General features: G+C 72.4%; 16 protein-coding genes. 7 read left to right on the top strand and 9 right to left on the bottom strand.

Annotation, left to right across the window (positions count from 1 at the left end):
- The first annotated feature begins 48 nt into the window (after positions 1 to 48).
- Complete coding sequence (locus ABZ858_RS05330; protein ID WP_361372804.1) at positions 49 to 393, top strand: DUF2516 family protein; 345 nt, start codon at positions 49 to 51, stop codon at positions 391 to 393.
- A 102-nt stretch (positions 394 to 495) separates the two neighbouring features.
- Here the strand turns inward: ABZ858_RS05330 and ABZ858_RS05325 are convergent, their stop codons facing one another.
- From ABZ858_RS05325 to ABZ858_RS05315, 3 genes are all read right to left on the bottom strand, one after another.
- Positions 496 to 1,887, bottom strand: coding sequence for a fused response regulator/phosphatase (locus tag ABZ858_RS05325; protein WP_361372802.1), 1,392 nt, complete (start codon positions 1,885 to 1,887; stop codon positions 496 to 498).
- A 334-nt stretch (positions 1,888 to 2,221) separates the two neighbouring features.
- Positions 2,222 to 3,376, bottom strand: a complete 1,155-nt coding sequence (locus ABZ858_RS05320; protein ID WP_361372800.1) for an NlpC/P60 family protein — start codon at positions 3,374 to 3,376, stop codon at positions 2,222 to 2,224.
- A gap of 209 nt (positions 3,377 to 3,585) precedes the next feature.
- Positions 3,586 to 4,371 carry a class I SAM-dependent methyltransferase gene (locus tag ABZ858_RS05315; protein ID WP_361372986.1) on the bottom strand — a complete coding sequence of 262 codons (786 nt, stop codon included), beginning with the start codon at positions 4,369 to 4,371 and terminating at the stop codon, positions 3,586 to 3,588.
- A gap of 307 nt (positions 4,372 to 4,678) precedes the next feature.
- Here ABZ858_RS05315 and ABZ858_RS05310 point away from each other — a divergent pair, with 307 nt between their 5' ends.
- From ABZ858_RS05310 to ABZ858_RS05300, 3 genes are all read left to right on the top strand, one after another.
- Positions 4,679 to 6,112 (top strand): glycosyltransferase, encoded by a 1,434-nt coding sequence (locus ABZ858_RS05310; protein WP_361372798.1) that lies wholly within the window; start codon positions 4,679 to 4,681, stop codon positions 6,110 to 6,112.
- Entirely contained in the window at positions 6,105 to 6,689 is a 585-nt protein-coding gene (locus ABZ858_RS05305) for a YbjN domain-containing protein (RefSeq protein ID WP_361372796.1), read from the top strand. The genes ABZ858_RS05310 and ABZ858_RS05305 overlap by 8 nt, the downstream gene beginning before the upstream one ends.
- Before the next feature lie 157 nt (positions 6,690 to 6,846).
- On the top strand, positions 6,847 to 7,284 hold the full coding sequence (locus ABZ858_RS05300) for a DUF2000 domain-containing protein (RefSeq protein ID WP_361372984.1): 438 nt from the start codon (positions 6,847 to 6,849) through the stop codon (positions 7,282 to 7,284).
- A 39-nt stretch (positions 7,285 to 7,323) separates the two neighbouring features.
- Here ABZ858_RS05300 and ABZ858_RS05295 read toward each other — a convergent pair whose 3' ends face one another.
- Positions 7,324 to 8,679, bottom strand: coding sequence for an MFS transporter (locus ABZ858_RS05295; RefSeq protein WP_361372794.1), 1,356 nt, complete (start codon positions 8,677 to 8,679; stop codon positions 7,324 to 7,326).
- Positions 8,680 to 8,875: 196 nt separating this feature from the next.
- Between ABZ858_RS05295 and ABZ858_RS05290 the strand changes: the two genes are divergently transcribed.
- Positions 8,876 to 9,637 (top strand): phosphoglyceromutase, encoded by a 762-nt coding sequence (locus ABZ858_RS05290; RefSeq protein ID WP_361372792.1) that lies wholly within the window; start codon positions 8,876 to 8,878, stop codon positions 9,635 to 9,637.
- A gap of 53 nt (positions 9,638 to 9,690) precedes the next feature.
- On the opposite strand, the gene ABZ858_RS05285 is transcribed toward ABZ858_RS05290, so the two are convergent.
- The gene (locus ABZ858_RS05285; RefSeq protein WP_361372790.1) at positions 9,691 to 10,923 is read right to left on the bottom strand and encodes a helix-turn-helix transcriptional regulator; all 1,233 of its coding nucleotides are present in this window, start codon (positions 10,921 to 10,923) and stop codon (positions 9,691 to 9,693) included.
- On the bottom strand, positions 10,913 to 11,227 hold the full coding sequence (locus tag ABZ858_RS05280) for an antibiotic biosynthesis monooxygenase (RefSeq protein ID WP_361372788.1): 315 nt from the start codon (positions 11,225 to 11,227) through the stop codon (positions 10,913 to 10,915). The genes ABZ858_RS05285 and ABZ858_RS05280 overlap by 11 nt, the downstream gene beginning before the upstream one ends.
- 529 nt (positions 11,228 to 11,756) lie before the next feature.
- Between ABZ858_RS05280 and ABZ858_RS05275 the strand changes: the two genes are divergently transcribed.
- A complete protein-coding gene (locus ABZ858_RS05275; RefSeq protein ID WP_361372786.1) occupies positions 11,757 to 12,140 on the top strand; it encodes a hypothetical protein in 384 nt (127 codons plus the stop codon).
- Positions 12,141 to 12,377: 237 nt separating this feature from the next.
- Here ABZ858_RS05275 and ABZ858_RS05270 read toward each other — a convergent pair whose 3' ends face one another.
- Together ABZ858_RS05270 and ABZ858_RS05265 are read right to left on the bottom strand one after the other, a co-directional pair.
- Positions 12,378 to 12,662 (bottom strand): ribosomal protein L7/L12, encoded by a 285-nt coding sequence (locus tag ABZ858_RS05270; protein ID WP_361372784.1) that lies wholly within the window; start codon positions 12,660 to 12,662, stop codon positions 12,378 to 12,380.
- 213 nt (positions 12,663 to 12,875) lie between these two features.
- Positions 12,876 to 13,040 carry a hypothetical protein gene (locus tag ABZ858_RS05265; protein ID WP_361372782.1) on the bottom strand — a complete coding sequence of 55 codons (165 nt, stop codon included), beginning with the start codon at positions 13,038 to 13,040 and terminating at the stop codon, positions 12,876 to 12,878.
- A gap of 543 nt (positions 13,041 to 13,583) precedes the next feature.
- Here ABZ858_RS05265 and ABZ858_RS05260 point away from each other — a divergent pair.
- Entirely contained in the window at positions 13,584 to 14,348 is a 765-nt protein-coding gene (locus tag ABZ858_RS05260; protein ID WP_361372780.1) for an XRE family transcriptional regulator, read from the top strand.
- Between the two features lie 117 nt (positions 14,349 to 14,465).
- Here ABZ858_RS05260 and ABZ858_RS05255 read toward each other — a convergent pair whose 3' ends face one another.
- On the bottom strand, positions 14,466 to 15,845 hold the full coding sequence (locus ABZ858_RS05255) for a S53 family peptidase (protein ID WP_361372778.1): 1,380 nt from the start codon (positions 15,843 to 15,845) through the stop codon (positions 14,466 to 14,468).
- Positions 15,846 to 15,876: the final 31 nt, after the last annotated feature.

Below are 15,876 nucleotides of genomic sequence, written 5' to 3'. Positions count from 1 at the left end.
CCGGGTACGGTGACCGGACTGGAGTCGGAGAGAACGGGCGGTGGCGGCATGCTGATGTTGGGCTTCGCGGGGTTCCTGGGGTTGCTGAAGATCCTCCTCATGGCGCTGGCCGCGTTCGGCCTGTGCGACGCCGCGATCCGGCGCGAGGACGCCTTCCGCGCCGCCGACAAGCAGAACAAGGTGTTCTGGCTGATCATCCTCGGCCTGGCGCTCGTCGTCAGCTACCTGTTCTCGATCTTCGCGTTCCTGCCGGTCATCGGCGCGGTCGCGAGCATCGTCTACATCGTGGACGTACGCCCCGCGCTGAAGCAGATCTCCGGCGGCAGCGGCTGGGGCCGCCGCCGCGGCAGCAGCAGCGACGGCCCGTACGGTCCGTACAACGGCGGCCGGTAGGGCGCGGCCGCGGCAGGGCGGGCAGGGTCCGTCGGGGCCGGCAGCCCCGCAGCAGTCCCGCGCAGGCCGCGCAGGCCGCGCGCCCCTGCCGCCCCCGCCTCGCTACGGCTCGCGGTCCAGCAGGACCACCGCCACGTCGTCCGCCAGCTCGCCGCCGTTGAGGTCGCGGACCTCGTTCACCGCCGTCCGCAGCAGGTCCTCGCCGCGCAGGCCCTGGGCCAGCTGGCGGCGGACCATCTCCACCATCCCGTCCTGGCCCAGGCGCTCGCCGCCGACACCGGTCCGGCCCTCGATCAGCCCGTCGGTGTAGAGCATCAGGCTCCACCGGGCGCCCAGCTCCACCTGGAGCCGGGGCCAGCGGGCACCGGGCAGCACGCCGAGGGCGGGGCCGTTGTTGTCGTACGGCAGCAGCTTGGCGGGCCGGCCCGGCGTCATCACCAGCGGTGACGGGTGACCGGCCAGGCACAGCCCCGCCCGGCGCCCGTCCGGCGCGATGTCCACCGTGCACAGCGTCGCGAAGATCTCGTCGTGGGCGCGCTCGTGCTCCAGCACCTGCTGCAACGTGTTCAGCAGCTCGTCGCCGCACAGCCCGGCCAGCGTCAGCGCCCGCCAGGCGATGCGCAGCTCCACGCCGAGCGCCGCCTCGTCGGGACCGTGCCCGCAGACGTCGCCGATCATGGCGTGCACCGTGCCGTCGGGGGTGCGTACGGCGTCGTAGAAGTCGCCGCCGAGCAGCGCCCGCGAGCGGCCGGGCCGGTAGCGGGCGGCGAAGCGCAGCGTGGAGCCGTCCAGCAGCGGTGTCGGCAGCAGGCCGCGCTCCAGCCGGCGGTTCTCCTGGGCGCGCAGCCGGCCCTCGGCCAGCCGCCGCTCGGCCGTGTCGGAGCGCTTGCGCTCCACCGCGTACCGGATCGCCCGGCTCAGCAGCGGCCCGTCCAGCTCGTCGCGGAGCAGGTAGTCCTGGGCGCCCACGCGTACCGCCGCGGCGCCGCGCTCGGCGTCACCGGACGCGGTGAGCGCGAGGACGGCGTGCCGGGGCGCCAGCTCCAGCACATGCCGCAGCACGGCCAGCTCGTCGTCGCCCTCGCCGGAGCGGCCGGGGGCCGGCAGCGCCAGGTCCAGCAGGATGCAGTGGACGTCGTCGGTGAGCAGCCGCCCGGCCTCGGTGAGGTTGCGGGCCGTGCGGACCCGGATCGGCCTGCCCGACGAGTCGAGCAGCTGGGGCACGACCGGCGAGCCGCCGGGATCGTCCTCGATCAGCAGCAGGGTCAGCTGGGTGGCCTGGTGAGTGCTCTGGTGGGCGGTCGGGTGAGTGTTCCGGGTGGTGGGGTCGTCCTTGTCGACCGTGGGCTCCTTCGTGGTGTTCTCCGGGGCCTCGGGCGTCGCCTCCGCGTGCGGGGCCGGTGCTGCGGAGGGGCCGCCGCCGTGGGGCACGGTCTGCGCCTGGCCGCTCTCCACGGCCGGGATCTCTCTCTGCCGCGGTACGGGCACGGGCATCGTTTCGGGTTCCTTCCCTCCCCCCGAGGGCATGGCGGACACGAGGGACCTCGTTCCACCGACCGGGACCATAGCGGTAGTCGGCGGTGCGGCGGAATGGTGTGAGGCGCGTCGCTCGCCACACTGCCGCTGTCATATGCCGCGATCCGTAACGGAGTTGGACACGGCGACCGCCGCGACGGGATGACGAAGGTCACGTCGGGGGTGCGTGCGGCGCCGAATCGCGGTGCGCTGCGTCACATGGCCCCGGTCACCGGAGCCCCGGCGCCCTCCCGAGGACATCTCCCGGAGGCCCTTCCGGAGGCCCTCCCGAAGGCCCTGCCGGGGCGGCCCCTCAGTCCGCGTCCGGCCGTACGACCCCCAGGATCGGCATCGTCCCGGCGCCCGCGAGCGTCACCGTGCGCCCCGGCCGCGGGGCGTGGACGATCATGCCGTCGCCGACGTACATCGCGACATGGGTGGCGTCCTGGAAGTAGATGATCAGGTCGCCGGGGCGCATGTCCGCCACGGCCACGTGCCGCAGTTGCTTCCACTGCTCCTGCGAGGTGCGCGGGATGGGCCGGCCGGCCGCCGCCCAGGCCTGCGAGGTCAGCCCCGAGCAGTCGTACGTCTTCGGGCCCTCGGCGCCCCACTCGTACGGCTTGCCGATCTGGTCCGTGGCGTAGCGCACCGCCTTCTCGCCCGCCGTGGTCGCCCGGCCCCGCAGCTCCTTGAGGATGCCGGTGCCCAGCCAGGCCGTCTGCGCCTGCCGGGCGGCCTGCCGCTCCAGCTCGGCGAGCCGCTCCAGTTGCCGCTTCTCCAGCGTGGCCTGGAGCTGCTCCGCCTCCTTGATCCGGTCCTTGACCCGCTGCTGGGCGGCGGCCTTGGCCTTCCGGTTGGCCTCCAGCTTCTTCCAGCGGTCGGCGGCGTCGTCGGCGTCCCGCTTCAGCTCCTGCTGGGTGCGGGTCATGTCCAGGAGCAGCCCGTCGGCCGCCCGCTCGCCCTCCAGCACCCGGCCGGCCCCGTCCAGGAACTGCTGCGGGTCGTCGCTGAGCATCAGCTGGGCCTGCGGCGGCAGCCCGCCCGTGCGGTACTGGGCCTGCGCGGCGGCGGCGATACGGTCCTTGAGCCCGTCCAGCCGCTGCTGCCCCTGGACGACCTTCTGGGCCAGCCCGACGAGCGCGGCGGACTGCTGCTGGGCCTGCTCCTCGGCGGCGTTGTACGCGTCCGTGGCCACGGCGGCGTCGTGATACAGCCCGTCCAGCTTGGTGCGGACCGCCTCCAGGTCCTTGTCCGGCGGGAGCACGGGGGCGGGAGAGGCGGAGGAGCCGGGGGAAGCGGGAGAGGCGGGGGAAGCCGGAGAGGCTGGGGAAGGGGGAGAGGCGGCGGAGGCGGCCGGGTCCGGGTCGGGCCGTCCGCTCGCCAGCGCCGTGCCCGGCGCCCCCAGCACGGTGACCGCGCAGACCACGGTCACGGCCACCGCGAGCCCACTGCGCCTGCCCCGCCCCATACCCGCCCCCAGCTGATTTACCGTCAGTAACTTAGCCCGTCCGGTGGATCGTGCCACGACTCGGCGCAAAACGACAGAGGCCGACTCCGGTCAGCTCCCGCGCGCCCGCCACCAGCGACGTTCCCGGGTCATTCCCCGGTCATGGGACGAACGGCACGCGCGGATCGTTCCGCACCGGGCGGCCTGGAGCGGAGGGCGGACCGAGTCCGTCACCCCCGTGGCGCCAACGCCCCCCACTCCAACGTCACTTCGCCCTGCCGCCACCGCGCCGGACCGTCCGTCACCGGCCAGTCGGCCGTCAGGTCGCGCACCGCGCGGACCCACCGCTGGCGGGCGCCGTAGGAGGCGTAGGGCGCGGCGGCGGCCCAGGCGCGGTCGAAGTCGCGCAGGAAGGAGTGCACCGCCTCACCGGGGACATTGCGGTGGATGAGCGCCTTGGGGAGGCGCTCGGCGAGGTCGGAGGGCCGGTCGAGGGAGCCGAGCCGGGTGGCGAAGGTGACCGTGCGCGGCCCCTCGGGGCCGAGCGCGACCCAGACGTGCCGCCGGCCGATCTCGTCGCAGGTGCCCTCCACGAGCAGGCCGCCGCGACCGGCCCCCTCCGCCGGGGCGAGCCGCGCGCACAGCCGCTCCCAGACGGCGGCGACCTCACCCTCGTCGTACTGGCGCAGCACGTTCGCCGCGCGGATGAGCGACGGGGGCCGCGCGACGGGCACCTCGAAGCCGCCGTGCCGGAAGACCAGCCCGTCGCACGCGTACGGGCGCGCCGCCGCCACCCGGGCCGGTTCGATCTCCACGCCCACCACGCGCGTGCGCGGCGCGACGGCGCGCAGCCGGTGCAGCAGTTCGACGGCGGTCCACGGGGCCGCGCCGTAGCCGAGGTCGACGGCGACCGGATCGGCGGCGCGCCGCAGCTCGGCGCCGTGCACGGCCGCGATCCAGCGGTCCATGCGGCGGAGCCGGTTGGGGTTGGTGGTCCCGCGCGTCACCGCCCCCACGACAGGGCTCCGCCCGCTCGGGCCGGGCCGGGAGCGGGGGCGGGTCGCCGCGCGGGATGTCATGGATAAGAGGGTATGGGGGCACTCGGTGACTCGGTGACTCGGTGACTCGGTGACTCGGTGACTCGGTGACTCGGTGGCTTGAGTGCGAGAGATGCATCGAACGGTTGAGCGAACCCGATAACGATCGGGTAAAAGCCAGGACGCCCGAAAGGGAGCCGGAAATGGAGCTGTCCTCTCCGGTGTTGCCCGTGCGGGGCGCACCGCGCCTTCGGTACGGCATGCCCGCAGCAAGGAGGAGCGCCTCGTGAGCCAGTACGCAGGCATACTCGGGCGGCGTTCCCCGGCGGCGTCCGCGCGGCTGCGGCTGCACCGCAGGCCCCGGCGCGTCGCGATGCTCTCCGTGCACACCTCACCGCTCCACCAGCCCGGCACCGGCGACGCCGGCGGCATGAACGTCTACATCGTGGAGCTGGCCCAGCGGCTGGCCGCCCAGGGCGTCGAGGTGGAGATCTTCACCCGGGCCACCGCCGGCGGCCTGCCGCCCCGCGTCGACCTCGCCCCGGGCGTCCTGGTCCGGCACGTGGACGCCGGCCCCTACGAGGGCCTGGCCAAGGAGGAGCTGCCCGCCCAGCTGTGCGCCTTCACCCACGGCGTGATGCAGGCCTGGGCGGGCCACCGCCCCGGCTACTACGACCTGGTCCACTCGCACTACTGGCTCTCCGGCCACGTCGGCTGGCTGGCCGCCCAGCGCTGGGGCGTCCCCCTGGTGCACGCGATGCACACCATGGCCAAGGTCAAGAACGCCAACCTGGCGGCCGGCGACACCCCCGAGCCCGCCGCCCGCGTCATCGGCGAGACCCAGATCGTCGCCGCCTCCGACCGGCTGATCGCCAACACCGACGAGGAGGCCCAGGAGCTGGTACGGCACTACGCCGCCGACCCCGCCCGGGTCGCCGTGGTGCACCCGGGCGTCAACCTCACCCGCTTCCGCCCCTTCCCGGAGGGTCCGGCTGGCTCGGGGGGCTCGGAGGGCTCGGAAAGCGCGGGGAAGTTCTGTACCGGCAGGGCGGCGATGAGCCCGGAGCGGGCCCGTGCCGCCCGCGTCGCCGCCCGTGCCCGCCTCGGCCTGCCCGAGGACGCCCTGATCCCGCTGTTCGCCGGCCGCATCCAGCCGCTCAAGGCCCCCGACGTGCTGCTCAGGGCCGTGGGCGTCCTCCTCGACGAGCGCCCCGACCTGCGCTCGCGCATCGTCGTCCCGATCGTCGGCGGCCCCAGCGGCAGCGGCCTCGCCAAGCCGGAGGGCCTGCAGAAACTCGCCGCCCGGCTCGGCATCGCCGACGTTGTGCAGTTCCGCCCGCCGGTCGGGCAGGACCGGCTCGCCGACTGGTTCCGGGCCGCGTCCGTCCTGGTCGTGCCCTCCTACAGCGAGTCCTTCGGCCTGGTCGCCATCGAGGCGCAGGCGGCCGGCACCCCCGTGCTCGCCTCGGCGGTCGGCGGCCTGCCGGTGGCCGTACGGGACGGCGAGACCGGATTCCTCGTCCAGGGCCACGACCCGGCCGCCTACGCGCGCGTGCTGCGCGACTTCGCCGACCATCCGCACCTCGCCGACCGGATGGGCGCGGCCGCCGCCCGGCACGCGCAGTCCTTCGGCTGGGACGCCTCGGCGGCGGCCACGGTCGAGACGTACACGGCCGCGCTGCACGCCCACCGTCGTCGCGTACGCTCCCACCATGGGTGATGTGGAAAGCACCGAGGACGGCGCCGAGTACGGCACCGAGGCCGGGGCGGCACCGAAGCCGGCACGGGCGCGGGAGGACGGGGCGGCCCGGGCCGGCCGGACCCTGGAAGCCGTCTTCGCGGACACCGGACTGGAGTGGGAGAGCCCCGAGCCCGGCACCTACGTGGTCAAGCTCCCCGGCACCCGCAAACTCTCCACCACCGTCTCCTTCCTGGTGGGCCGTCACTCCCTCTCGCTGAACGCGTTCGTCGTCCGCCACCCCGACGAGAACGAGGCGGGCGTCCACCGCTGGCTGCTGGAACGCAACCTCAAGATGTACGGCGTCGGTTACGCCGTCGACCGCCTCGGCGACGTCTACGTCACCGCCCGGCTCTCCCTCGCCTCCGTCACCGCCGACGAGGTGGACCGGCTCCTCGGCCAGGTCCTGGAGGCCGCCGACGGCGCCTTCAACACCCTGCTGGAGCTGGGCTTCGCCGCCGCGATCCGCAAGGAGTACGCGTGGCGGGTCTCCCGGGGCGAGTCCACCCGGAACCTGGACGCGTTCACCCACCTGATCGAGCGCCCGGCGAGCGACTGACCGGGCGTCCGGCGGGCGACTGACCGGGCGTCCGGCGGGCGCTGAGCGGGCGCCGAAGTCAGATCGGCATCACCGGGTACGCCGCTCAGCGCGTGGCGCGGCCGCGCCGGTAGCGCCCGGGCGCCACCCCGACCAGCCGCTTGAAGCGCCGGGTCAGCTGAACGCCCGGACCAGATGGGCGGGATGGGCGTGCAGCACCAGGATCGCCGTACTGCTGCGCGAGGACCTGGAGTCCTGGCAGCGCCTGAACGTCACCGCCTTCCTGGTCAGCGGCCTCGGCACGACGCTTCCGGAGGTCATCGGCGCGCCGTACGAGGACGCCGACGACGTGGCCTACCTGCCGATGTTCCGCCAGCCGGTCCTGGTCTTCGAGGGCACGAAGGAGACCCTGGCCGCCGCCCGCACCCGGGCCCTGTCCCGTGCCCTGCCGCGCGCGGTCTTCACCTCCGGCCTGTTCGGCACGGGCAACGACCGCGACAACCGGGCGGCGGTACGGGCCGTACGGACCGGCGACCTGGATCCGGTCGGCCTGGCGGTGTACGGCCCGCGCAACGCGGTGGACAAGGTGCTGAAGGGGGCGCGGATGCACCCGTGAGGGCGGCGGGGCGCACCCGTGAGGGCGCCGGACGCGCGGTCAGCCGGCGTGCGTGCCGGCGCCGGCGGACACAGCCGGGGCGGCCGAGGCCGCCGAGACCGCCGACGCGGCTGGGGCAACCGACGCAGCGGGTGAGGCCGAGGCAGCCGGGGCAGCGGGTGCGGCCGGCGAAGGAGGAGTGTCGCCCTCCTCCGGCAGGCGCCGCATCAGCGCCCCGTAGCCGACGGCGGCGACCGTGCCCACGGCCGCGCACATGGCCCACAGCCAGGCCGCGCCGAGGCGGTCGATGACGGCGCCGGACATCAGCGGGGCGACGAGCGCGGCGAGTGACCAGGACAGGGAGTAGACGCCCTGGTAGCGGCCGCGGCCGTGCACGGGGGAGAGGCGGACGACGAGCCCGGTCTGGGTCGGCGCGTTGATCATCTCGCCGAGGGTCCAGACGCACACGGTCAGGGCGTAGACGCCGACCGACCCGGCGAAGGCGGTGAGCCCGAAGCCGTAACCGGCCAGCAGGGAGGAGACGACGAGCAGTCGCTTGGGGTCGCGGTGCTCGATGAGGCGGGTGACCGGGAGCTGGAGGGCGACGATGAGGACGCCGTTGACGGCGACGGCCACGCCGTAGTCGGCGGGGGTGAACCCGGCCCGGCCCATGGCGACCGGCAGGCCGACCGACCCCTGCTGGAAGACGAGCGCGACGAGGAAGGACAGCCCGACTACGCTCATGAACCGCCGGTCGCGCAGGACGGCGGCGAGCCCGACGGAGGCGTCGGCGCCCGGCGCCTCGCTGCCGTGACCGGCGGCGGGCCGGGACTCGGGCAGCTTGAGGAAGACGACGACCGCGCAGATCAGGGTCATCGCGGCCTCGATCAGGAACCCGGCAAGGTAGCTGAACTCGGCGATGAACCCGGCGGCCATGGAGGAGACGGCGAAGCCGAGGTTGATGGCCCAGTAGTTCAGGGAGAAGGCCCGCACCCGGTCCTCGGGCCGCACGATGTCCGCCATCATGGCCTGCACGGCGGGCCGCGAGGCGTTGGAGGCCATGCCGACGAGGAAGGCGACCGCCGCGATGGCGACGGGGTGGGTCATGAACCCGAGCAGGGCGACGGACCCGGCGGTGGCGGACTGGGCGACGAGCAGGGTGGGCCGCCGCCCGAGCCGGTCGGCCATCACACCGCCGCCGAGGGAGGAGACGACCCCGCCGAGCCCGTGCAGGGAGGCGACGAGCCCGGCGTAGGAGGCGGAGTAGCCGCGGTCGAGGGTGAGGTAGAGGGCCATGAAGGTCGCGACGAACGCGCCGAGCCGGTTGACGAGGGTGCTGGTCCACAGCCACCAGAACTCGCGGGGGAGCCCGGAGACGCTCTCCCGGGCGGCACGTCTGAGACTGGTGACGGACATGGGCGACCCCCGGATGTAAGTGGCTGGCGCGGTGATCACAACTTACGGCCTGAGATCCCCGGCGAACCACTCGTTTAACAGAAGCCGTCAACTGACGGAGCGCTGCTCCTTGCCGCTGCCGCTGCCGCTGCCGCTGCCGCTGTCCGGGGCCGGGCGTACGGACGGGTCACCGATCGCGTGGATTAGGCTCAGAGGCATGGCCGACGCACCGTACAAGCTGATCCTCCTCCGCCACGGCGAGAGCGAGTGGAACGCGAAGAACCTGTTCACCGGCTGGGTGGACGTCAACCTCAACGAGAAGGGCGAGAAGGAGGCGGTCCGCGGCGGTGAGCTGCTCAAGGACGCCGGCCTGCTGCCCGACGTGGTCCACACGTCCCTCCAGAAGCGCGCGATCCGCACGGCCCAGCTGGCACTGGAGGCCGCCGACCGCCACTGGATCCCGGTCCACCGCAGCTGGCGCCTGAACGAGCGCCACTACGGTGCCCTCCAGGGCAAGGACAAGGCGCAGACGCTGGCCGAGTTCGGCGAGGAGCAGTTCATGCTCTGGCGCCGCTCGTACGACACCCCGCCGCCCGCGCTGGACCGCGACGCGGAGTACTCCCAGTTCTCCGACCCGCGCTACGCGACGCTCCCGCCGGAGCTGCGCCCGCGGACGGAGTGCCTCAAGGACGTCGTCGTCCGCATGCTCCCGTACTGGTTCGACGCCATCGTCCCCGACCTCCTCACCGGCCGCACGGTCCTGGTCGCGGCCCACGGCAACAGCCTCCGCGCCCTGGTCAAGCACCTGGACGGCATCTCCGACGCCGACATCGCCGGCCTCAACATCCCCACCGGCATCCCCCTCACCTACGACCTCGACTCCGACTTCCGCCCCCTGAACCCGGGCGGCACCTACCTCGACCCGGACGCGGCAGCGGCGGCGATCGAGGCGGTCAAGAACCAGGGGAAGAAGAAGTAACCGAGCTTTGTCGACCGGCCCCTCTGCTTGCGGTTCCCTCGCGAGCGGAGGGCTCAGTCCCTGTGAGCGCCATGCGCGCCCAACTCCCCAGCCAACCGCCGCAACGCTTCGGAGGGCGGCCGGCCCATGAGCAGCAGGTCCGACACGAGTTGCTTCGCGGACGGCAGGGCGTTCATCAGCTGGGGTGACAGTTCTTGGGCCTTCAACAGTGCGGATACGGCGTCGTCCACCTGCCGGCGCTGGGCGTGGGCTTGGGCGAGGTCGATGTGGAACCGTGCTTGCCGCTCCTCGGACAGCACCGACACATCGACCCTCCGCGCTGCCCGAAGAGCCACCCCGGCGTCCCCGAGGCCGACCGCCACGGACACCTCGTGCACCGACACGTTGGCCGGACCGAACTCGGTGTTGTAGTCGTTGCGCCCCTCACCCACCTGTTCGGCCAGGTCCCGGGCCTTACGGAGGTACGCGTACGCGTCATCGGCCAGGTTGAGCCGGGCAGCGGCGAGGGCCCGTTGCAGGGTGAGGGCACCACGGAGCGCCACCGCATCGATCCGGTCGGCTCCCGCCACGGAAGTCAGTGCCTCGGCGGCGCTCCCGGAGACTCGGGCTGCCTGCTCGAAGCGACGCGCCCCGAGGAAGACGATCGACAAGCGGAACGCGCCGGCGGCCATCAACAAGGGATCTCCCGCCCGCTCGGCGGCGGCCACGGCACGGTCGATCGCGACCCACGCGGCCTCGGGCTCCGCCATGTTCGCGAGCGCGGCCCCGAACGCCTGGTACATGACGGCGAGCACCCGGAAGGCGTCGGCCCGGTCCGCTTCTGTGGCGGTTCGGGCGGCGGACTCCAGCCGGGGAACCAGCGCCTCCAGCAGCTCGGTCAGGTCGGCATAGGCCCCTCGGTGAGCAAGGTCCCAGACCCGCTCGACCTCCGTACGAAGCGCCGGCATGTCGGCGGCCGCGCCTTCTTGTTCCTCACCGAGAAGCGCCTTGAGAGCATGCGGAGTGCTGAGCAGCAGCCGCAGGCGGTCCGCTCCGGCCGATGCGTCCTCGGCCGGTGAGGCCATGAGGGGTGCCTCGGCCGCCAACTCCGCCGCCGGTACGCCCAGGACGTCTGCCACTTTCTCCAGTACGGTCATCCGGTCGATGCGGCGCACTCCGCGCTCCACCTGCGACAGCCAGGCTTCGGAACGCCCCAGCAGCGCGGCGAACTCCTTCTGCGAGAGCCCGCGCCGCTTGCGGTAGGAGGCGACCTTGCGGCCGAGAGCCTGCTGATAGTCACTGCTCAACGCGCACGCCCTTGCCGGAGACGAAGTCCAGGCGATCGACCTCCGTGGCGGAGAGGTACTGGTCCCGCTCGGAGAGGAAGAGACGGACGTAGTCCTTCGACTCGTGCTCCTGGAAGGCGTCCTCGTCCCGGTACAGCTCGTAGAACATGCGCTCCAAGGGGCGGCCGTCAACACGGTGCACGGCGTAGATCACCGTTCCGGGTTCGTGCGCACGGATGTGCTCACCCGTCCGCGCCACCAGATCGTCGAACGCAGCCGCCGCCGCGTCGTCCTTGCAGGTGAAGCGCACCATCAGTCCGAACATGCGAGGTCCTTCCTCCGTCGGCATGCAAGTCGGCAACCAGCTCCACGGCGACGTTATGCGCCTCAGCGCCCGCACGAAAAGTACGGATACACGTCTCCATGTGCCCGTACTTTTAGTACGGTGCCGATACTGATTCTACGGCTCGCCTGCTCCACTCCCGCCGATGGGTCGTCTCGTCCCGGAGATCAGCAGGTCATCGCCCATGGAGGACGCCATGCCCATCCATCGACGCAGCTTTTCCGGCGATCCCCGGGAACTCCGTGCCGTCCGTACGTGGACGCGCGCGATGCTGGACGACCACCCCCGCCATCGCCGTGACGGACTCCGGAACGTCCGAGACCAGCCCCCGGATCCAACGGCCGGCTCCCGAATCCACCAGCGGCCGAGGGCTCGGCATGGTCGCCGCGCTCGCCGACCAGATCCGGGTCGAGGGCGGCGCTTCGGGCCGTACCGTCACCGCCGAACTCCACGCACCTGCTCAGGCTCAGCGGCCCGCGTCCCGTCCCACGCACTCCGAGGGCCTGCGGTCATGACCGGCATGCTGCGCCGCGGCTACTGGTGCGAGTGCTCGACCGAAGCCATCCGCGGGCCGCAGGAAGGGCCAGTGCTCCTGGCCTCGTTCGACGCGTGTTCGGCCTCACAGGCCGACAGATGGGTGGCGGTCGCCCTGCGGACGATCTCACCGGCCCTCGACGCGGCCGCTTCCGACGAAGCGTGGACGTGGCTGTACGACGGCCGCCTTGAGACGCGCCGAGCACTACTGCGCCGAGAACCCTGCACGGTGACGATCACACACGCCAACACCCGCATCACCTGGGCGATCCGCCCAGTACTTTTCCTGCCACTCGCACACCGTCAGGCCGCGGTACTCCCAGCGTGCGCAGAAGCTTTCAAACCCGGTGCCACGAACTGAGTCGCAACTTCCTCTACTGGTTCAGGGCGGCCCGCTGCGCTCCTGTCTCCGCCCCGCCCCGCCCCGGGCCGGAGCCCATGCCGCGTGCACAGCAATCAGTCACCTGATGCCAGGGAAGGGGTACGTCGTGGCTGGCGGGGGAGGGGGGCGGCTCCACGCAAGCCGAGGGCACTCAACGTGCCGTGCCCCGGGTCGTCGAGCAGGTGGCGCGCCAGACCTTTGACGCGGCACTAGCCACTAGCCGATCTGATCCACCGCGTCCTTGGCTTCCTTCAGGCCGGCGCCGGTCATCTCGCGGTACGCCTTGATCGCTGCGACCTGCTTGCCCTCGCGCACCAGCGACTCGACCCGCTCCCGCTGGGCCCGCTGCCCGTCCGGCTCCTCCAGCCCCAAATGGTCGGCGACCGCGGCGAGTCGACGTTCGATGCGCACCAGTCGCTTGTCCATACCGGAGAGACGGCTCTGAACGCTCGCGATCCCAGCGAAAAGGCCCAGAAGGAGGAGAAGTTCCACGATGTCCATGACAGGCGATCCTAGGCCGGTCCGGGAAGCGGACGGTCCTCGGGGATCTCGTCCGGGACGTCCGCTGATCCTGACTGGCCATCACGCAAACGACTGCCGCGCCAGCGTGAGTGACTCGAAGAATGCAGCGCCATTCCCGCAGCTGTCGAGGCACCCGAACGTGCGTGGACGCAGTGGGCCAGCCCCCGAAGGTGGCCTCTTGTCCGCCGTGGCCTACTGCCACTCGGTACGGGTGTAGGCGTGCCAGTGCGGGCCGTCGTGTTCGGCGGGTTCGGTACAGCGCAGTCCTTGGACCGGGTGCTCGCGCAGGCAACTGCTGGAGCCGTACGCCGGCCGGACGGGCCATCGCGGCGTGGCGTTCGCGGCCTCGCCGTTCATCGGCGGCCCTCCCGGATCAGGCGGTACAGGAGTCGGCCGACGTCGCACGTTCCCGCCTCGTCCACGCACTGTTCGCACATCGGAGCGTGCGTGAACAGTCCTCGGTGCGCCCGGTCGGCAGCGCAGGCGCGGCAACCGCGCGGGAACCAGGTCGTGCCGCCTCCGCTTTTCTGTCGGCCGAGGTCGACGGAGGTCTCGACGGTCAGCGGACCTTGGCCGCACCAGACGCAGTCGGAGCCGCGCGACTGGCCGTCGGTGACACCGGCCAGGGGAGGGAGCGCGAGGGTTTCCAGGACGGCGAGCGGGAGCTCGAACGGGACCTCGGGTGCTTGTGTCGGCAGGGGGTGGGCGGCAGGGCATGTCATGTCGACTCCTCACTGGTCGGCACGCTCCGGGACCCTCCCGCGGGTCGGGCTCGGCGCGTCACCGATCAGAGTGGACTCGTAGCGCTCCGCGCGCGACGGCGCACGGGGCGTTATATCGGCGGCGTCGGAGACGTCATTTCGGTGTCACTTTTGTCGCGATGCGGCTACCGTGAGTCGCATGGCCACTCCAAACGGAGCCCTCCGAGCGGTTCGGATGGGTCTGCTCATGAGTCAGGACGACTTCGCCCGCGCCATCCGCCGGGCCGGAGACCAGGCGGGAGCCCCCAACGACGCATCGAAGAGACTCGTGCAGCGCTGGGAGTCCGGCACCACCGCCGCGCCCCGCCCCGTCTACGCCCGCGCGCTGGAAGCGGTGACGGGCCTGCCGATCGAGTCCCTCGGCTTTCCCGCTCCCGTCCTCGTCCGGATCTCCGAGGACGGGCACGGCGGCCACGATCTCCAGGACTCGCCCGTCGGTGTCCCGGCCGGCGGCGGGGCGCCGAGCCCGCAGGCCGCTCCCCGGGGCAACTACTCAGGCGTCTGGCTGAGCACCTACGAGTTCATCTCCAGCGGGCGGGGAAACCAGGTTTTCCCCGGGAAGCACCACGTCGTGCTCCTCCAGCACGGCAACCGGCTCACCGGCCGCAGCCTGCCCAACGCGTCGCTGAACCCGAACAGTGCGCTGACCCTCGACCTCCAAGTGGAAGGCGGTGCCGTGACCGGAACATGGACTGAGCAGACCGCGACCGACGGCTACTACCGAGGCGCCCGTTACTTCGGGGCCCTCCAGCTGCTGGCCGAGCCCACCGGGCGGCGGATGGCCGGCAAGTGGGTGGGATTCGGCAAGGAGTTCGACGTGAACACGGGTCCGTGGGAGCTGCGGCTCATGGACCCCTCGACGGCCAAGGCCACGCTGGCCTCCTACGACCGGCCCCCTGAATAGTCATCGGTCGCCGTCACCAGCAGGGGCAGGACCAGGAAGCGGGTCACTGCTCGCGGGGGCGAGAAAGAGAGGACGGCCCGGGCCAGAAGCCCGGGCCGTCCCCGTCTCAGGTTCGCGTCAGCGGCGCTGGGCCGTCGCCCAGGCCAAGGCCGGGACGAAGTGGAGGGCGTCGACCGTGCCTACGCCGGTGGCCATGTCGTAGCCGTTGACGGCCTGGTAGCCGGTGACGCCGGCGTACGTGTTGTCGGTGCCGTCGTTGACGTCGGTGATGCCGGTGCCGTGGTGGCGGGCGAGGCGGTACAGCGCGTCGTTGATGTTGCCGACGCGGTGGCCGGCCGCCTGGTCGGCGAGGGCGACGATGCCGGAGAAGAGCGGGCTGGCCTCGCTGGTGCCGCCGGAGACGTCCCAGCCCGTGGCGGTCGGGTCGTAGCTGGAGTAGACCCACGCGCCGCCGTTGACCGCGGCGGACATCGACACGTCCGGGGTGCCGCGGCGGGCGCCGACGACGTTCTTCACGCCGTTCTGGAAGGCCGGCCGGGAGAAGACGTGGGACTGGCCGCCGCCGCCCGCGCCGTTGTCGTTGTAGACGCTGTCCGGCTTGACGCGCCGGCCCTGGTCGTCCAGGTGCAGCTGGGTGCCGCCGATGGAGGTGACCAGCGGGTCCGAGGAGGGCCAGGAGTTCACGCGCTCCTTGTAGTAGCCCTTGCCGTCCGCGGTCTCGTCGGTGGCGCCGCCGTCACCGGAGGAGGCCAGCACCGTCACGTTCTTGCGGTTGGCGTCCTCGAAGGCGTAACGCAGCTTCCGGATGCTGGAGAAGTCGCCCTTCTCGAAGCCCGGGAAGGTGTTCTCGGTGGCGCCGAAGCTCTGCGTGATGACGTCGCCGACACCGTGGTCGATCAGGTACTTCTCGGCGTTCATCATCTCCGGGAGGCCGGTGGTGCCCTCCGTCTCCGCCACCGCCGTCTCCACCAGGACGATCCGGGCGCCGGGCGCCACGGCGTGGGCCATCTCGACGTCCAGCGTGCTCTCGCCGGCCCAGCCGGTCATGTCGGAGTTCTTCGGGTCAAAGACAGGGACCTTGCCCCACTTGACCACCTGCACCTTGCTGCTGGGCAGCCCGAACTGCTTGCTGTAGACGTCCAGGTCGTGCTGGATCGTCGGGGAGCCGTACGAGTCGACGATGACGATCGTGCGCCCCTTGCCCGTGACGCCCTTGCGGTACAGCGGGTTCAGGTCGTACGCGGTGCGGTACTGGAGCGGGCTGTAGCAGGCGATCTTCCACTTGGCCTGGCACTGCTCGGTGGGCAGCGGCGCGGCCACGCCGTGGACGAGGGTGTGCCCGGCGATGGCCGGTACCGCCTTGGTGCGCGGTACGGCGGCGGGCGCGGCGGCGCTGGTGGCGCCGGCCGAGGGCGCGGTCGCCAGTGCGGCGGCGGCGAGGGCGGCGGCGACGGCGGTGGTCGCCACGGCGCCCCGTCCGGTACGGGCTATGTGCACGAAGTCTCCCCTGGGATGTGCGGAGTCGCAC

The sequence above is a fragment of the Streptomyces sp. NPDC047017 genome (genome assembly GCF_040644175.1).
Classification (GTDB): Bacteria; Actinomycetota; Actinomycetes; order Streptomycetales; family Streptomycetaceae; genus Streptomyces.
Note: the sequence above shows the minus strand (reverse complement) of the source record. Positions and strands in the feature narration are given on the sequence as shown.